Origin of the sequence: Agrobacterium sp. YIC 4121, from assembly GCF_002008205.1 — a bacterium.
Lineage (GTDB): Bacteria > Pseudomonadota > Alphaproteobacteria > Rhizobiales > Rhizobiaceae > Agrobacterium > Agrobacterium leguminum.
This window is the reverse complement of sequence record NZ_MRDI01000003.1, coordinates 388,154-403,193: the sequence shown is the minus strand read 5'-3', so window position 1 is coordinate 403,193 and position 15,040 is coordinate 388,154. Positions and strand designations below refer to the sequence as shown.

General features: G+C 59.5%; 17 protein-coding genes. 11 read left to right on the top strand and 6 right to left on the bottom strand.

All coding sequences use genetic code 11. The annotated features are described in order from the left end of the window. Positions 1-147: 147 nt before the first annotated feature. Complete coding sequence (locus BTE54_RS06225) at positions 148-1,254, top strand: calcium:proton antiporter (protein ID WP_078051802.1); 1,107 nt, start codon at positions 148-150, stop codon at positions 1,252-1,254. A gap of 58 nt (positions 1,255-1,312) precedes the next feature. Here BTE54_RS06225 and BTE54_RS06220 read toward each other — a convergent pair whose 3' ends face one another. Beyond that, a complete protein-coding gene (locus BTE54_RS06220) occupies positions 1,313-2,515 on the bottom strand; it encodes a pyridoxal phosphate-dependent aminotransferase (RefSeq protein WP_003522859.1) in 1,203 nt (400 codons plus the stop codon). 211 nt (positions 2,516-2,726) lie between these two features. On the opposite strand from BTE54_RS06220, the gene BTE54_RS06215 reads away from it, so the two are divergent. From BTE54_RS06215 to BTE54_RS06195, 4 genes are all read left to right on the top strand, one after another. Next, a complete protein-coding gene (locus tag BTE54_RS06215; RefSeq protein WP_078051801.1) occupies positions 2,727-3,653 on the top strand; it encodes an EAL domain-containing protein in 927 nt (308 codons plus the stop codon). 146 nt (positions 3,654-3,799) lie between these two features. Further along, a complete protein-coding gene (locus BTE54_RS06210) occupies positions 3,800-4,111 on the top strand; it encodes a hypothetical protein (protein ID WP_078051800.1) in 312 nt (103 codons plus the stop codon). Positions 4,112-4,261: 150 nt separating this feature from the next. Continuing rightward, positions 4,262-5,164, top strand: a complete 903-nt coding sequence (locus tag BTE54_RS06205) for a DMT family transporter (protein ID WP_035263654.1) — start codon at positions 4,262-4,264, stop codon at positions 5,162-5,164. Positions 5,165-5,608: 444 nt separating this feature from the next. Beyond that, positions 5,609-5,824 carry a cold-shock protein gene (locus BTE54_RS06195; protein WP_003494703.1) on the top strand — a complete coding sequence of 72 codons (216 nt, stop codon included), beginning with the start codon at positions 5,609-5,611 and terminating at the stop codon, positions 5,822-5,824. A 145-nt stretch (positions 5,825-5,969) separates the two neighbouring features. On the opposite strand, the gene BTE54_RS06190 is transcribed toward BTE54_RS06195, so the two are convergent. Next, on the bottom strand, positions 5,970-6,614 hold the full coding sequence (locus tag BTE54_RS06190) for an MBL fold metallo-hydrolase (RefSeq protein WP_065655731.1): 645 nt from the start codon (positions 6,612-6,614) through the stop codon (positions 5,970-5,972). Positions 6,615-6,844: 230 nt separating this feature from the next. On the opposite strand from BTE54_RS06190, the gene BTE54_RS06185 reads away from it, so the two are divergent. The 4 genes from BTE54_RS06185 to BTE54_RS06165 all read left to right on the top strand — a co-directional run bounded on the left by BTE54_RS06185 (position 6,845) and on the right by BTE54_RS06165 (position 10,319). Further along, on the top strand, positions 6,845-7,444 hold the full coding sequence (locus BTE54_RS06185) for a DUF1236 domain-containing protein (RefSeq protein ID WP_065655730.1): 600 nt from the start codon (positions 6,845-6,847) through the stop codon (positions 7,442-7,444). 241 nt (positions 7,445-7,685) lie between these two features. Next, positions 7,686-8,192 (top strand): MarR family transcriptional regulator, encoded by a 507-nt coding sequence (locus BTE54_RS06175; RefSeq protein WP_031234081.1) that lies wholly within the window; start codon positions 7,686-7,688, stop codon positions 8,190-8,192. A 2-nt stretch (positions 8,193-8,194) separates the two neighbouring features. Continuing rightward, on the top strand, positions 8,195-8,908 hold the full coding sequence (locus tag BTE54_RS06170; protein ID WP_003522866.1) for a response regulator transcription factor: 714 nt from the start codon (positions 8,195-8,197) through the stop codon (positions 8,906-8,908). A gap of 31 nt (positions 8,909-8,939) precedes the next feature. Beyond that, complete coding sequence (locus BTE54_RS06165; protein ID WP_065655728.1) at positions 8,940-10,319, top strand: ATP-binding protein; 1,380 nt, start codon at positions 8,940-8,942, stop codon at positions 10,317-10,319. A gap of 71 nt (positions 10,320-10,390) precedes the next feature. Here the strand turns inward: BTE54_RS06165 and BTE54_RS06160 are convergent, their stop codons facing one another. The 4 genes from BTE54_RS06160 to BTE54_RS06145 form a co-directional block, all read right to left on the bottom strand. Beyond that, the gene (locus BTE54_RS06160) at positions 10,391-10,732 is read right to left on the bottom strand and encodes a tRNA-binding protein (RefSeq protein ID WP_003522868.1); all 342 of its coding nucleotides are present in this window, start codon (positions 10,730-10,732) and stop codon (positions 10,391-10,393) included. A gap of 11 nt (positions 10,733-10,743) precedes the next feature. Continuing rightward, entirely contained in the window at positions 10,744-11,562 is an 819-nt protein-coding gene (gene proC / locus BTE54_RS06155) for a pyrroline-5-carboxylate reductase (protein ID WP_078051799.1), read from the bottom strand. A 1-nt stretch (position 11,563) separates the two neighbouring features. After that, positions 11,564-12,064, bottom strand: coding sequence for a YbjN domain-containing protein (locus tag BTE54_RS06150; RefSeq protein WP_003522870.1), 501 nt, complete (start codon positions 12,062-12,064; stop codon positions 11,564-11,566). Positions 12,065-12,492: 428 nt separating this feature from the next. After that, positions 12,493-12,756 (bottom strand): accessory factor UbiK family protein, encoded by a 264-nt coding sequence (locus BTE54_RS06145; protein ID WP_003522871.1) that lies wholly within the window; start codon positions 12,754-12,756, stop codon positions 12,493-12,495. A 308-nt stretch (positions 12,757-13,064) separates the two neighbouring features. Here BTE54_RS06145 and lgt point away from each other — a divergent pair, with 308 nt between their 5' ends. Then, on the top strand, positions 13,065-13,877 hold the full coding sequence (gene lgt, locus BTE54_RS06140; RefSeq protein WP_162934157.1) for a prolipoprotein diacylglyceryl transferase: 813 nt from the start codon (positions 13,065-13,067) through the stop codon (positions 13,875-13,877). 15 nt (positions 13,878-13,892) lie between these two features. Next, the gene (locus tag BTE54_RS06135) at positions 13,893-14,993 is read left to right on the top strand and encodes a class I SAM-dependent methyltransferase (RefSeq protein ID WP_078051797.1); all 1,101 of its coding nucleotides are present in this window, start codon (positions 13,893-13,895) and stop codon (positions 14,991-14,993) included. Positions 14,994-15,040: the final 47 nt, after the last annotated feature.

Sequence of the window (15,040 nt, the reverse complement as noted above, 5' to 3'; positions counted from 1 at the left end):
TTCAAGCATTGCACCCTATGGGACACCGCGGCATGAGCAGCATGTCCTGCAACACCACTATCCTACCAAAAGCATTCAAGCGCAAATCCTGCTTGATCTGGGGGACGATACGTCACAGCCTGAGCCGATCAGGGGGAAGGGAAATCGATGGCGGGTTCTATTCTGAAACAGGAGCGCATGCTGCTGCTGGCGATACCGGCGGCAATCGTCGCCTATCTGGCCGAACATGCAATATTCGAAGCCGGAAAAACGGCGGCGCTCATCGCCGCAGTCGCGCTGATCGGGCTCATCGTCCTCGTCTCGATGCGGGTTGCCCATCACGCCGAAATCCTCGCCACCAAGGTCGGCGACCCTTACGGCACCATGATCCTGACGCTGTCGGCCGTCGCGGTGGAAGTGCTGATCCTCGCCATCATCATGAGCGAATCCAGTTCGCCCACTCTGGTGCGCGATACGATCTATTCCGCCGTGATGATCGACATCAACGGCATTCTCGGTCTCGCGGCGCTGCTCGGCGGTCTTCGCCACGGCGAGCAGCCCTATAATGACGATTCCGGCAAGACCTATGGCGTGATGATCCTCACCGCCATGGGTATTTCGATGATCGTGCCGGAATTCATCCCCAATGAAAGCTGGCATGTCTACTCCGCCTTCACCATCGTCGCGATGATCGCGCTTTATGCCCTGTTCCTCAAAATGCAGGTCGGCCCGCACAGCTATTTCTTCAGCTATGCCTATCCCCGCAAGTCGCATCCAGCCGGACAGGCATCGGACGGCCATGCGGAAGAGGAGGACGAAGGCAGCGTACCGCTCTCCATCGGCCTCATCATCGCCGGCGTGGTGCTGATCGGCGTGCTGGCGGAATTCATGTCGGCCTTCTTAAGCGAGAGCCTCGAGGGCACCAGCGCGCCGCCGGCGCTGATGGCGGTGGTGGTGGCGACGATCTCGGCATCGCCGGAAATCCTCACCGCGCTCCGGTCCGCCTTGCGAAACCGCATGCAGGCGGTGGTCAATATCGCCATGGGCGCATCGCTGTCGACGGTCATCCTCACCGTGCCCGTGATGGAGGGTATCGCGCTTTATACCGGCCAGCCCTTCATCATGGCAATGACGCCGGTTCAGACCGTGATGGTCTTCATCACCCTCATCGCCGCCGCCATCAATCTCAATGACGGCGAGACCAACGCGATTGAAGGAATGACGCATTTCATTCTCTTCGCCACCTTCATCATGCTGCTGTTTCTGGGGCTTTGACCAAAACGAAAAAAGCCCGGCATCGCTGCCGGGCTTCTTCATTTGAGATCACAACCGATCAGCGGCAATCGGCGCAGAAGCGCTGGATGCGCTTGCAGGCTTCTTCCAGCAGCGCTTCCGACGTGGCGTAGGAAATGCGGAAGTTCGGGCCGAGGCCGAAAGCCGATCCCTGCACGACGGCGACGCCTTCGGCTTCCAGAAGCTCGGAAACGAAATCCGTATCCGTCTCGATGACCTTGCCCGAGGGAGCGGTCTTGCCGATCAGGCCGGCGCAGGACGGATAAACGTAGAATGCGCCTTCCGGAGCCGGGCAGCTGATGCCCTTCGCCTGGTTGAGCATGGAGACGACGAGGTCACGACGGCCTTCGAAGATTTTCTTGTTGGCCGGAATGAAATCCTGCGTGCCGTTCAAGGCTTCGACAGCGGCCCATTGCGCAATCGAGCTTGCGCCCGAGGTCTGCTGGCCCTGGATCATGTCCATGGCCTTGATCAGCGGCAGCGGGCCGGCAGCGTAACCGATACGCCAGCCGGTCATGGCATAGGCCTTGGAGACGCCGTTCATCGTCAGCGTGCGGTCATAGAGCGAAGGCTCCACTTCGACCGGCGTGACGAATTTGAAATCGCCATAGGTCAGGTGCTCATACATGTCGTCCGTCAGCACCCAGACATGCGGATGCTTGACCAGCACATCGGTCAGCGCCTTCAGCTCGTCGTGCGAATAGGCGGCGCCCGACGGGTTGGACGGCGAGTTGAACACGAACCACTTGGTCTTCGGCGTGATCGCCTTTTCCAGCGCTTCCGGCTTCAGCTTGAAATTGTCTTCCAGCGTGGCGTCGACGAAAACCGGCGTGCCGCCGCAGATCGCCACCATTTCCGGATAGCTGACCCAGTAGGGCGCCGGAATGATGACTTCATCGCCCGGGTTCAGCGTGGCCATGAAGGCGTTGAAGAGGATCTGCTTGCCGCCCGTGCCGACAATCGTCTGCTCCGGCTTGTAGTCCAGCCCGTTTTCACGCTTGAACTTGTCGGCAATCGCCTTGCGCAGTTCCGGAATACCCGAAACCGGCGTGTATTTCGTTTCGCCGCGCTTGATGGCGTCGATGGCCGCTTCCTTGATATTTTCGGGCGTATCGAAATCCGGCTCGCCGGCGCCAAGGCTGATCACATCGCGGCCCTTCGCTTTCAGCTCACGGGCTTTCTGGGTAACGGCGATGGTGGCGGATGGCTTTACGCGGGAGAGAATGTCGGCAAGGAAGGCCATTTTTAATCGGTCCTATTGGGGTTGACATCGGCAGAGGTTGGAAAAATCGTCATCTGCGGCATTTTCTATGTCGAAAGACAGGCCTTCTTTCAAGGTCAAAAGCCGGCTTATGTGCTGCATCGCAGAATTTAAACCTTCCTTAACCCGGAAGTAACGCTTGATACGCTACATTCGCGAGCCTAGAGGTCGTGTCTCTATAGCTGGTTGAAAAATGGCGCTCAAAAGCATCTTTTCCAGTCTTGTCCGCGAGGTCGATGGCACATGGTCCACGGCCTATAGCACCTTCAACCTGAAATCGGCCCTGCAGCCCATTTTCCGCCGCACGGCGAGCGGTATTCTCGACATCGATTCCTTTGAGGGTCTGGTGCGTCCCCATCGCAATGGCGAGCCGGTGACGCCGGGCGAATTCTTCTCGCTGGTCGCGCCGGAAGATATCGAAAATATCGACAGCATCCTGCGCACGATCCACATTCTCAACACCGGCCGGCTCAACCGGTCCCGCGCCCGCATCTTCGTCAATTTCCATCCGGGGCTGTTCCAGACTCCGGCCAAGATGCGCCAGGAAGTGGAGCGCATGCGTCTTGCCGCCCACGAAGCCGGCATGACGGCGGATCGCATCGTCTGCGAAATATCCGAGAAAAAAGCCTCCGATACGCAGATGGTCGCCGACTTCGCGTACCACATGCACGATATCGGCTTTCGCGTGGCGCTCGATGATTATGGCGCGGGCGATTCCGACATCGACCGGGTGAAGCTCATCAAGCCGGACTATGTGAAATTCGAAGCCGGCTGGGTGCGCGATTTCATGCAGAATTCGGCGGGCGCTGCCCTTCTGCGCGTCATCGTCAGCCAGTTTCGCGCCGATGGCATAGAGCCGGTCTTCGAAGGACTGGAAGCTGCATGGCAGGTCGATCTGTGCGAAGAACTCGGCGTCTTCTTGATGCAGGGCTACGTGCTGGCAAAGCCAGAACTTGCCCCGACTAGTTTCGACACACGTTTCCCGGAACTCGGTAGTGAATATTTCGCCCCCTCAAGGACGGAAAGAGGCCCTGCGCCACCGGCATTTTTCCGGGAAGAACGCCCCGCCGATCCGCACCCGCTGCGCCAGACCCGGACCTTCGGAAAACGCGGCCTCTGACGCCAAATCCGCCCAAACGGCTCTCCTAACCGGCTTTGCCACAATATTGCCGCAATAAATGCCGCGGAACGCCAGAATTCGGTCTCCAAGCCGTCCATTTCGAAGCCTCTTTTATCCTTTAAGAACAGGGACAAGAGGCGACAGCCATGTTTACCAACGATCGGACTTCCGTTGAAAGGTTAAGGGCGCAGAGAACGCTGTTTTCCCTCTGGATGGCCGTTGCGGCGTTTCTTGTCATCGTCACCATGGCCGCCGGCATCGCAACCTCGGCCAATGCGGCTGCCCAGGCGGTCGATACCCTGCATACTTCCGCCATTCCGCAGGTGGCAGCGACGACGAAAGCGAGTCCCCACATCCTGCTCATCGTCCTTTCGGCCGCGGCCTTCATTGGCCTCGGCATTGGCGGCCTGACGCTCACCCGGCGCAGCCTGAAGGACGAGGCCCGCCGCTACAAATGAGCGGCCCTTCCCTCGACTTGCGGCATCGGCAGGTTGCTGCTAAAGCACCCGGAAACAGTCATCCGCATCGCGGATCGATATTTCAAAAATCCCCGAATTGCCACGGCCGCGACTGAATGATCTTCCGGCCCTGCCGTGCTGGTGCCAACAATGACGCGTATTCAGGCCAATATGCTGCTTCTGCTCGCCGCAGCAATCTGGGGAGGCGGCTTTGTCGCGCAATCCTCCGCCATGGCCTCTATCGGCCCGTTCTGGTTCGTCGGCCTGCGTTTCGCCATCGCCGCCATCGCCGTGCTGCCCTTCGCGCTCATGGAAACACGGTCGCTGAAATCGCCGCCGCGCCGGCGCGAAATCGGCAGCTTCATCCTCGTGGGTCTGGCCCTGTTCGGCGGCGCCACCACCCAGCAGGTCGGGCTCCTGACCACGACTGTCACCAATTCCAGCTTCCTGACCGGGCTTTACGTCATCTTCGTACCGGTGATCGCCGTCGTGCTTTACCGTCGTCACCCCCATTGGATCGTCTGGCCATGCGCGCTGATGATGCTGGGCGGCATATTCCTGCTCTCCGGAGGCGCGTTCGAGGCGCTGACCACTGGCGATATTCTCAGCATCATCTGCGCCTTCTTCTGGGCGATCCAGATCACGCTTGCCGGGCGCTTCGTCTCCGAAAGCGGAAGGCCGCTGGCGCTTTCCTGCACCCAGTTCGCCGTTTGCTCCCTTCTTAGTTGCATGATCGGTGTCGTGTTCGAACCGATCAGCATGGCCTCCATCGAGGCGTCGCTGGCGGAAATCCTCTATGTCGGCCTCGTCTCCTCCGGCCTCGCCTTCGTGCTGCAGGTCATCGGCCAGCGTTACACCACCGCCCCGCAGGCCGCGATATTCCTGTCTTCGGAAGCTCTTTTCGGCGCTTTGCTGGCTTCGGTCTTCCTGAAGGAAACCATCTCAAGCGCCGGCTATATCGGCTGCCTGATCATATTCGTCGCGATCCTGATCGTGGAACTGGTGCCGGAATTGACGCGCAAACGACAAAAATCCATGGCTGGAGCGGCCTGACGCAAAAAGAACTTATTTTTCTCGTTCCGCCGTAAATCCAGATAGGGCATTCAAATTTTGCCGTGAAATCCTGCGGTAAACGGCAATTATTTCATCAACTGTCGCTTCTGCGGAAAAAATATGCGATTGCGCAATCTTATTCTACCGCAGGTTTTTTATCTGACAAAAAGCCCGTGAAAACTTTTGCTTGCCAATTTTCGATAAACGCATCACTCTACCGCGGTTCGGGCAATTTGCGAGCATGGGAAGGCCTATAATTTTGCGCACTGGGGACGCTATAAACCTCGGGCGGTGGGACGAAAAACGTTGGATGAGAACGCCATTACTTCCCGCTGCGAAGGTCCATTTTCTCAATAGTCAAAAACTGCCTGCCAACGCCCACGCGGGGCAAAACTGTAATGCTGCCTGTAGCTGAACGCGGGCAGAGCGAAAAGGACCTGATGCATGGCCGAAACTGGCACCGTAAAATTCTTCAATACAGACAAAGGCTTCGGCTTCATCAAGCCAGACAATGGTGGCGCTGATATCTTTGTTCACATCTCTGCCGTACAGGCTTCTGGCCTGTCCGGACTTTCAGAAAATCAGAAAGTGAGCTTCGACACGGAACCGGATCGTCGCGGCAAGGGGCCGAAGGCAGTCAATCTGCAGATTGCTGGCTGACCCTAAAACGGCTTTCTTTTCTAGTTGAAGCCCGGCAGGAATGCCGGGTTTTTTTGTGCGGTCCCGCAGGCCTTAGAGCATTTCCAGGAAAAGTGGAATCCGGTTTTCCGTCTGGAAATGCGGAAAAACTCTAATGGGCCGGCGCTCAGAGCCCCTTGAGATAGGGGTTGGTGAGCCGTTCCTCGCCCAGCCGTCCACCCGGACCATGGCCGCAGATGAAACCGACATCGTCACCCAGCGGCAAAAGCTTGTCGCGGATGGACGCCATCAATTGCTCGTGGTTTCCGCCCGGCAGGTCCGTGCGCCCCACCGATCCCGAAAACAGCACGTCGCCGACATGGGCGAAGTTCTGGTCGCGGTTGTAATATATGACGTGGCCGGGCGCATGACCTGGGCAATGATAGACCTCGAAGACGTGGTCTCCAAATGAGACCTTATCGCCTTCCTTCAACCATGTGTCAGGCACCACATTCTTCAGACCGCTGATGCCGTATTTATCCGCCTGCACCTCGATCCTCTCCAGCAGAGGCCGGTCGTCCTCATGCGGCCCGATGACCGGCAGCGACAGCTTTTCACGCAGTTCATCCGCGCCGCCGGCATGATCGAGATGCCCGTGCGTCAGCCAGATTTCCTTCAGCGTGATGCCGTTTTCAGACACGACCTGGAGAATGACGTCAACATCCCCACCGGGATCGACGACGACGCCCTCTTTGGTGTCCTGATCGAACAGGATGGTGCAATTCTGCTCGAATGGCGTGACCGGAATAATGCCCGCCTGCAATTTTCCCATATCCTGTATCTCCTGTCTGAAAGCTCCAGCCTCCTATAGCCCGCGACCGGGTGCGGCACAATGGCGGCGGAAAAGACGGCGACTTCCGGCGACTGAAGCAGTCTAAAATATAATTGGAAACAGTGAGATAGCAATAAATCCTAGGCTGATGGCGGGAATTGCCGGCAAAAAATGTGGAACGCCCCGATGGTTGCGACGTTGTAGCTCCAGTCTTGAAAGGAGTGAGACACATGGACAAGACGCTTAAAATGCTCATGGCTGGCGGCGCCTTCGCCTTGATGGCCGGTTTCGCGAACGCCGCCATGGTCGCCACCACCGCATCGGATATTTCCGTTCGCTCAGGCCCCGGTGAAGACTATCCCGAAGTGGGACTGGCCACCCGCGGCAGCAATGCGGTTCTGGATGGCTGCATGGAAGGCAGCAGCTGGTGCCGGATCGAAGTCAACGGTCTGCGCGGCTGGGCCCACGCCGATTATCTGAATGTCATGTATGAGGGCTCTCCGGTCATTCTCGAACAGCGCCGCTCGGAACTCAGCGTGCCGGTTGTGACCTACGAAACGACCTCGAGCGTGCAGGCAGAGCCCAATCCCGGCGATCCGAACCTCGGCCGCGTCGGTGAGGTCGATCCGCCGCAATCGGTGATCACCTACATTGACGAACATCCCGCAGACACCGTCACCTATGACGGCGACATAGCCGTCGGCAGTGTGTTGCCGTCGGATACGCGTCTCGTCGAAATTCCGGACTATCAATATCGTTATGTCCGGGTGAACGACGTGCCGGTTCTGGTAGAACCTTCGACGCGACGGATCGTTTACGTCTATCAGTAAACGCACGGCGGACATCAAGAGACGGATGAAGAGCGCGGAGTTTCCGCGCTCTTTTCTATTTCCGGTAAAGGTCACTCAGGATTCCAGTTGCACCCGCACCCGCGCCATATTATCCACCGCAACAGAAAATGATCGCGGCATTCTCCCGAGCGGACGCATTTTCGGCTATGTTTACAGAATATTGGCGCATCGACGCCTGTCAGCCTATGATCAGACAGCCGCAGAATATGAAGGAACCGTAGTGCCACCGCAATCGCTTAAAACCGCAGCCGCCAGGCAGACACCGGCACTCCCGAAGGTTGACGACGGCAAGATCGACTTCGACACGATCGAGGCGCTGTTTTTCGCCTATCGCGATTTCGTCTCCGATCCAGATGTCATTCTGTCGAAGCTAGAATATGGGCGGGCGCATCACCGGGTGGTCTATTTCGTCAGCCGTCAGCCGGGCATGACGGTGGCGGATCTGCTCGATACGCTGCAGATTACAAAGCAGAGCCTTGCCCGTGTGCTGAAGCAATTGATCGACGACGGTTACATCCGCCAGATGGCGGGCCCGGAAGACCGCCGCCAGCGCAGGCTTTACCCCACGCTGACGGGCCGTGAACTGGCGCTGGCGCTGAGCGAGCCGCAATCGCGCCGCATCGACCGCGCGCTGGAAGGTCTCGGGCCGGACGCCCGCGCCTGCGTGCGCAAATTCCTGGCGCAGATGCGCAGCCCGACGACGACCACCACCGTGGAGGACGAGTGACGATGGCGACAGCACCGACAAAACGTCCACCGGCGGATGACGATGCGGCCCATCTCCTGATCGTCGACGACGATGCCCGCATTCGCGATCTCCTGCAGCGCTTTCTGGGCGACAAGGGCTATCGCATCTCCGTGGCGGCAGATGCCGCCGAAGCACGGCGCAAAATGGTGGGCATCCGTTTCGACCTGCTCATCCTCGACGTGATGATGCCGGGCGAAAACGGACTTTCGCTGACCCGTTCGCTGAACGAGGACAAATCCGTGCCGGTCATCCTTCTGACCGCCCGGTCGGAAGCGGATTCGCGCATCGCCGGGCTGGAAGCCGGAGCGGACGATTATCTCGCCAAACCCTTCGACCCGCGCGAGCTCGTCCTTCGCATCAACAACATCCTGCGGCGCAATACCTCGCCCGATACGCCCAAGATCGAACAGATCATGTTCGGCCCCTACAGCTTCTCCATCCCCAAAAAGGAATTGCGGCGCGGCCCCGAAACGATCCGCCTGACGGATCGCGAGCAGGAGATCATGCTGCTTTTTGCGCTGCGCGCCGGCGATACCATTCCCCGCCACGAGCTGGTGGAAGCGGAATCGGAAGTGGGCGAAAGAACCATCGACGTGCAGATCAACCGTCTTCGCCGAAAGATCGAGGACGACCCTGCCAATCCTGTCTATCTGCAAACGGTGCGCGGCATCGGTTACCGCCTGAGCGTGGACTGACGAGCACCCAACGAAGGGCGAACGCACGGCCATGGCGAGCCTCGATTTTCTCAGCACGGTCAGAAACAGCGGCGTGGCCAAGGCCTGGCGCATGTCGGGCAGATGGCTGCGCCATTGGCTGCCAACCGGCCTCTACACCCGTTCGCTGCTCATCATCATCCTGCCGATGATCCTGCTTCAGGCCGTGGTCGCGGCCGTTTTCATGGAACGCCACTGGCAGCTCGTGACGGAACGCCTCTCCTCCGCCGTGACGCGCGATATCGCCGCGATCATCGAGCTTCTGCAGACAGACCCGGAGGAAGACGACTATCAACGCGTCATCCGCATCGCCCGCGACAAGCTGGGTCTGAGCGTCTATATCGAACCGAAGGCGGATCTGCCTGCTCCAAGACCTGAGCCGCTGTTTTCGATCCTCGACAGGATTCTGGCGGATCAGTTAACGCAGCAGATCGGCCGACCGTTCTGGATCGACACCTATGGCAATGGTTCATTGGTCGAAATCCGCGTCCAGCTGGAAGACAAGACACTGCGTGTCTTCACCAGCCGCAGCGCGGCCTATGCCTCCAACACCCATATCTTCCTTGTCTGGATGGTCGGGGCATCGCTGGTGCTGATCGCCATCTCCATCCTCTTCCTGCGCGGGCAGATCAAACCCATCGAAGCGCTCGCCAAGGCGGCGGAAAACTTCGGCAAGGGCCAGAAGATCAGCGGCTATTCCCCGCGCGGTGCGGATGAGGTGCGGCGCGCCGGCCTCGCCTTCATATTGATGCGCGAGCGTATCGAGCGGCAGATGGAGCAGCGCACCGCCATGCTGAACGGCGTCAGCCACGACCTGCGCACCATCCTCACCCGCTTCAAGCTGCAATTGGCGCTCGCGGGCGACAATCCCGACCTCGAGGGGCTCGACAAGGATGTCGAGGACATGCAGTCGATGCTGGAGGCCTATCTGACCTTTGCCCGTACCGATGTCGAAGAGGATGTCGGCACGCTGGAGCTTCCGGCCCTTCTCGAAAAAATCAGCCATGATTTCGAGCTGCACGGCAAGAAATTCAGCTACGAGCTTTATAATATCGAGCGGATCATCGCGCGGCCGAACGCGCTGTCCCGGCTCGTCGCCAATCTTGCCGAAAATGCACGGCGCTACGCCGGTAATCTCCACATCGATATCCGCAAGGCGCCGCGTTCCATCATCATGACCTTTGACGATGACGGGCCGGGCATTCCGGAAAACTCACGCGAGGATGTGTTCAAGCCGTTCTTCCGGCTGGACGAGGCGCGCAACCTCAATGCTTCGGGCACCGGCCTTGGCCTTTCCATCGTCCGCGACATCGCCCGCAGCCACGGCGGCGATGTGACGCTCGATGAAAGCCCGATGGGTGGATTGCGGGTAATCGTCAAAATTCCGGCTTAAAGCACCGGATCGGAAAGTGTGACCCGGACTTGCCGTTTCCATTTACTCCGGCACTGAGCCGTTGTGTTCCATCAGCACATTTTCTCGCCGTTCGGCACTGGCCGTTCAACGGCGGCAAGCACGATATCGCCATTGGCATCGGCAAAACCGAGCGTCAGAACCTCGGACCGGAAAGGGCCGATCTGGCGCGGCGGAAAATTCACCACGCCCAGAACCTGCCGGCCGACAAGGCTTTCCAGCGTGTAATGCACCGTGATCTGCGCCGAGGATTTTTTGACGCCGATCTCCGGCCCGAAATCGATCTTCACCTTGAAGGCAGGTTTGCGCGCCTCAGGAAAAGGCTCGGCCTCAATGATGGTGCCGACGCGGATATCGACCTTCTCGAAATCGGCATAGGAAATTTCACCGCTCATCGCCCGTCCCTTCAGCCCGCCAGCTCTTCAGCGCGGGTTTTTGCGGCAGCGACCGCCCTGTCGAACAGGGGCTGCATGCCGTCTTCCGCCATCAAAACGGACAGCGCCGCAGCCGTGGTGCCGCCCGGCGAGGTGACATTCTGGCGCAGGCGCGCCGCTTCGTCGGAGGATTGATGCAGCAGCTCACCGGCGCCGGCCACGGTCTCGCGCGCCAGACGCATGGCCACATCCGCCGGCAGACCGGCCTTGCGGCCGGCTTCGGCCATGCATTCCACCAGATAGAAGACATAGGCCGGGCCGCTTCCCGAAACGGCGGTTACCGCGTCGATATCGCTTTCGGCATCCACCCATTCGACCGGGCCGCTGACTTTCAGCAGCCCGTCCACCACCGTTTTAAGCTCCGGCGTCAACAGCTCGTTGGCATAGGCCCCCGTGACGCCACGGCCGACCATGGCCGGTGTGTTGGGCATGGCCCGCACGGCCGCAACCTTGCCGAAATGCGAAACGAACGTGCCGATGGTGGTGCCCGCGGCAATCGAAACGACGACCGTATTCGGGCCCAGCAGGGGTTTCAGTGAGGGCAGTACGGCTTCCATCATCTGCGGCTTCACCGCCACGAAAAGAATACCGGCCTTCACACCCTCGGGCACGCTTTCGCTATGGGTGGCTCCGGCTTCCGCAATCGTCGTCCGCATCGCGTCGGAAGGGCGCGGATCGATCACGATGACCTGCGATCCCGGCACGCCCTTTTTCAGCCAGCCTGAAAGCAGAGCGCCGCCCATATTGCCGGCGCCCACCAGGACGAGCGGCCCGGAAGCCTTATATACCATCTTACGCTTCTCCGACGGTCTCGAACATGACCGCTTCGATTGCACTTTTCGCATCCAGCCCCGACCAGACGACGAACTGGAATGCCTGATAATATTGTTCACAGGCCTCCAGCGCGCTGGAAAGCAGCACTTCCACCTGCTGGTTGTTCGGTTCGGCGCCGCCCGCCAGAAGCAGGGACTGGCGGAAGATCACCACATCTTCCTGCCGCCACAGATCGAAATGCCCCATCAGCACCTGACCGTTGACCTGGGAGAGCAGACGAATGACTTCGTTGACGCGCTGATCCGGCACCTTGATGTCGAAGGCGCAGGCAAGATGCAGCGCCTCGAACTCTTCCATCCATGAAAAGGAGACGTGATAGTCGGCCCAGTGACCGGCGACGGTCATGGCGATCTCGTCTTCGCCCGAACGTTCGAACGACCAGTCGTTCGAGGCCGCGACGATCTCGATCATGTCCACGGGATTGGACTGACGCTCAATTTCAAATTCTATCAGACTCATGCGGCACCTTCTCAGCCGGTAGGAATGTCCTGTTTTGAACGCCGGGCACAAAACGCACATACAAACCGGGATAAACATTTGAGACGATTGCCCGACACCACCAGAATTACGCATTCACCCTGTCTGGAGCTTACCAGGTCTTTTCGAATCATCATTTAAAATCAGTGTATAATGGCCGAGTCCTGCTGCCACCCCTTCCCCGCCATTTTTGCTTTTTGAACAGTGGATATCTCCTCCCCCATCACCTCAGGCGAGATACATAAGCGACTCTGCCGATTGCGTTTTTTGGAAGTGTCCACAGGCCCCAAAAAATTCGCGCAGGAGGGATGATTTTAACAACCGGGAGTCATTTCGGGCGGAATGGGCCGAAAACAAAAAGTCCCGGAATCGCAAGCGATCCGGGACCCATCGAAAAAAGCGTTAAAAAATCAGTCCTTGGCGGCGGAAAGCTTCGCTTCCAGAGCCTCGATACGGGCGCGCAGCGCGTCGTTTTCATCACGCGCCTGAATGGCCATTTCGCGAACGGCATCGAATTCCTCGCGCCGGACGACGTCCAGACTGTTCAGCCAACGATCCGCCTGGGCGTGAAAAGCGGCTTCGGCTTCCTTGCGCACACCCTGCGCCGCGCCGGCCGCATCGGTCATCAGCTTGGCGAATTCATCCAGAAAACGGTTGGTGCCTGTCGTGCTCATGGCGCTCATCCTTCGTCGGTTCAGGGGCATCGTCTTGCCCGCTGTTGCTAGCCTTCAGGTATGCACTCCATCGCCGCCTTGCAAGCGAAATCGAAAAATCGCAAGAGCTTGCATGGCCTTTGCTATCTTAAGCCGCAGCTTGAAGAATAACCTTGACCGCCGCCATCGCAATCGCCATTTTCCTTGGCGTCAGGGAGACCGGTGAGCATCATCGCCCGGCCCCATGAGGCAATGGCTCGTTCCGTTGTCCGCCCCGCAACGATGACGGAATATACGGATTGTTAGCCGCTCCCACCCAACTCGCCATCATGCCATTCCCCAATATCGATCCGGTAGCGCTGTCCCTCGGCCCGCTCTCGATCCACTGGTACGGCATCGCTTATGTCGCGGGCATCATGCTCGGCTGGTTTTATGCCCGTCGCCTCGCCCGCACGGATCGCCTGTGGCCGAACGAGACGTCGCCGATCTCGGCGCAGCATCTTGACGATTTCATCCTCTGGGCAGCCGGCGGCATCGTACTCGGCGGGCGCATCGGCTACATCCTGTTTTACGATCTCGCCGCCGTCGCCGCCAATCCCATCAGGGCAATCGAGATATGGAACGGCGGCATGTCGTTCCATGGCGGCCTGATCGGCACCACCATCGCCATGATCCTTTTCGCCCGCAAGAACAGCATTCCGGTCTGGAGCATGTTCGACATCGTCGCGGCCGTAGCACCCATCGGCCTGCTGTTTGGGCGCATCGCCAATTTCATCAACGGCGAATTGTGGGGGCGCATCGCCGACGTGCCATGGGCGGTCGTCTTCCCGACCGGCGGCCCCTTCGCGCGGCACCCGAGCCAGCTTTATGAAGCCGGCCTCGAAGGCCTCGTGCTCGTCATCGTTCTTGCAATCGCCATCTACGCCTTCAGGGCGCTGAAGACGCCCGGCGTCGTCACCGGCATCTTCGTCTGCGGTTACGCGCTATCGCGCATCTTCGTAGAGTTCTTCCGCGAGCCGGACGCCCAGATCGGTTATCTCGCCGGCAACTGGCTGACCATGGGCATGGTGCTCTCCACGCCGATGTTCGCTCTCGGCCTCTGGGCGGTTCTGCGGGCGCGCAGCGCGGCAAAAAGCGCCTGAACGGTATGACCCGCCATGACGACACCGCTCGCGCAACGCATTAAATCACTTATCCGGCTCAACGGTCCGCTTAGCGTTACCGACTTCTTCTCGCTCTGCCTCGCCGACCCGGAGCACGGTTATTACAGGAGCCGCGAGCCCTTCGGCCGTTCGGGCGATTTCATCACCGCACCTGAAGTCAGCCAGCTTTTCGGCGAAATGCTCGGCGTTTTCGTGGTCCACGCCTGGCAGAGGCACGGCGCCCCCATGGAAACCCAGCTGGTGGAAATCGGCCCCGGCCGCGGCACCATGATGTCGGACATGCTGCGCGTCATCCGCCGCATCGCACCGCCGCTTTACGAGACGATGCGGGTGCATCTGGTCGAAACCAGCCCCCGCCTTTCCGCCATCCAGAAGGAAACGCTGGCCGCACATGCGGACAGGCTGACCTGGCATGACAGTTTCGACGATGTGCCGGAAGGTTTCCTGCTCCTCGTCGCCAACGAGCTTTTCGACGCCATTCCGATCCGGCAATTCATAAAAACACCACAGGGTTTCCGCGAACGGGTCGTCAGCCTCGACGCCAATGACGAACTTGTGTTCTCGACCGGGCTTGCCGGCATAGACCCGGCCCTGCTGCCGCCGCAGCCGGAACGGCAGCCGATTGGCGCCATAGTCGAGATTTCGCCTGCCCGCGAAGCCGTGATGACCGCGATCTGCCAGCGCCTCTCCGCCCATGGCGGCACGGCGCTCGCCATCGATTACGGCCATCTGGTCGCCGGTTATGGCGATACGTTGCAGGCCATGCGCAACCATGCCTTCGACCCGGCGCTTGCGCATCCCGGCGAAGCCGATCTCACCAGCCATGTCGATTTCGAAAGCCTCGTGAAAACGGCCGAAGCAACCGGCGTACACGTCAACGGCACCCTGAGACAGGGCGACTTTCTCTATGGCCTCGGTCTCAAGGAACGCGCGGCCGCACTTGCCGCCAAAGCCACGCCGGACCAAACGCTGGAAATCGCCGAAGCGGTCAACCGCCTCGCCGGCGAAGGCGCCGGCAAGATGGGGGAACTTTTCAAGGTCATCGCCGTTTCAAGTCCCGCGCTTCATCTCCTGCCGTTTCGCGCGGTGGATTGACAGCGCAATCACCTCTGGGCCAACATCGCCGCGACACACGAAGCAGG

What these genes read in the sequence shown, in the direction of transcription:
- BTE54_RS06215 (WP_078051801.1), top strand. Translation starts at nt 2,727, where the DNA reads ATGGCGCTCAAAAGCATCTTTTCCAGTCTTGTCCGCGAGGTCGATGGC.
- BTE54_RS06135 (WP_078051797.1), top strand. Translation starts at nt 13,893, where the DNA reads ATGACGACACCGCTCGCGCAACGCATTAAATCACTTATCCGGCTCAAC.
- BTE54_RS06160 (WP_003522868.1), bottom strand. Translation starts at nt 10,732, where the DNA reads ATGAGCGGTGAAATTTCCTATGCCGATTTCGAGAAGGTCGATATCCGC.
- BTE54_RS06165 (WP_065655728.1), top strand. Translation starts at nt 8,940, where the DNA reads ATGGCGAGCCTCGATTTTCTCAGCACGGTCAGAAACAGCGGCGTGGCC.
- proC (WP_078051799.1), bottom strand. Translation starts at nt 11,562, where the DNA reads ATGGTATATAAGGCTTCCGGGCCGCTCGTCCTGGTGGGCGCCGGCAAT.
- BTE54_RS06185 (WP_065655730.1), top strand. Translation starts at nt 6,845, where the DNA reads ATGGACAAGACGCTTAAAATGCTCATGGCTGGCGGCGCCTTCGCCTTG.
- BTE54_RS06170 (WP_003522866.1), top strand. Translation starts at nt 8,195, where the DNA reads ATGGCGACAGCACCGACAAAACGTCCACCGGCGGATGACGATGCGGCC.
- BTE54_RS06225 (WP_078051802.1), top strand. Translation starts at nt 148, where the DNA reads ATGGCGGGTTCTATTCTGAAACAGGAGCGCATGCTGCTGCTGGCGATA.
- BTE54_RS06145 (WP_003522871.1), bottom strand. Translation starts at nt 12,756, where the DNA reads ATGAGCACGACAGGCACCAACCGTTTTCTGGATGAATTCGCCAAGCTG.
- BTE54_RS06220 (WP_003522859.1), bottom strand. Translation starts at nt 2,515, where the DNA reads ATGGCCTTCCTTGCCGACATTCTCTCCCGCGTAAAGCCATCCGCCACC.
- BTE54_RS06210 (WP_078051800.1), top strand. Translation starts at nt 3,800, where the DNA reads ATGTTTACCAACGATCGGACTTCCGTTGAAAGGTTAAGGGCGCAGAGA.
- BTE54_RS06150 (WP_003522870.1), bottom strand. Translation starts at nt 12,064, where the DNA reads ATGAGTCTGATAGAATTTGAAATTGAGCGTCAGTCCAATCCCGTGGAC.
- BTE54_RS06195 (WP_003494703.1), top strand. Translation starts at nt 5,609, where the DNA reads ATGGCCGAAACTGGCACCGTAAAATTCTTCAATACAGACAAAGGCTTC.
- BTE54_RS06190 (WP_065655731.1), bottom strand. Translation starts at nt 6,614, where the DNA reads ATGGGAAAATTGCAGGCGGGCATTATTCCGGTCACGCCATTCGAGCAG.
- lgt (WP_162934157.1), top strand. Translation starts at nt 13,065, where the DNA reads ATGCCATTCCCCAATATCGATCCGGTAGCGCTGTCCCTCGGCCCGCTC.
- BTE54_RS06205 (WP_035263654.1), top strand. Translation starts at nt 4,262, where the DNA reads ATGACGCGTATTCAGGCCAATATGCTGCTTCTGCTCGCCGCAGCAATC.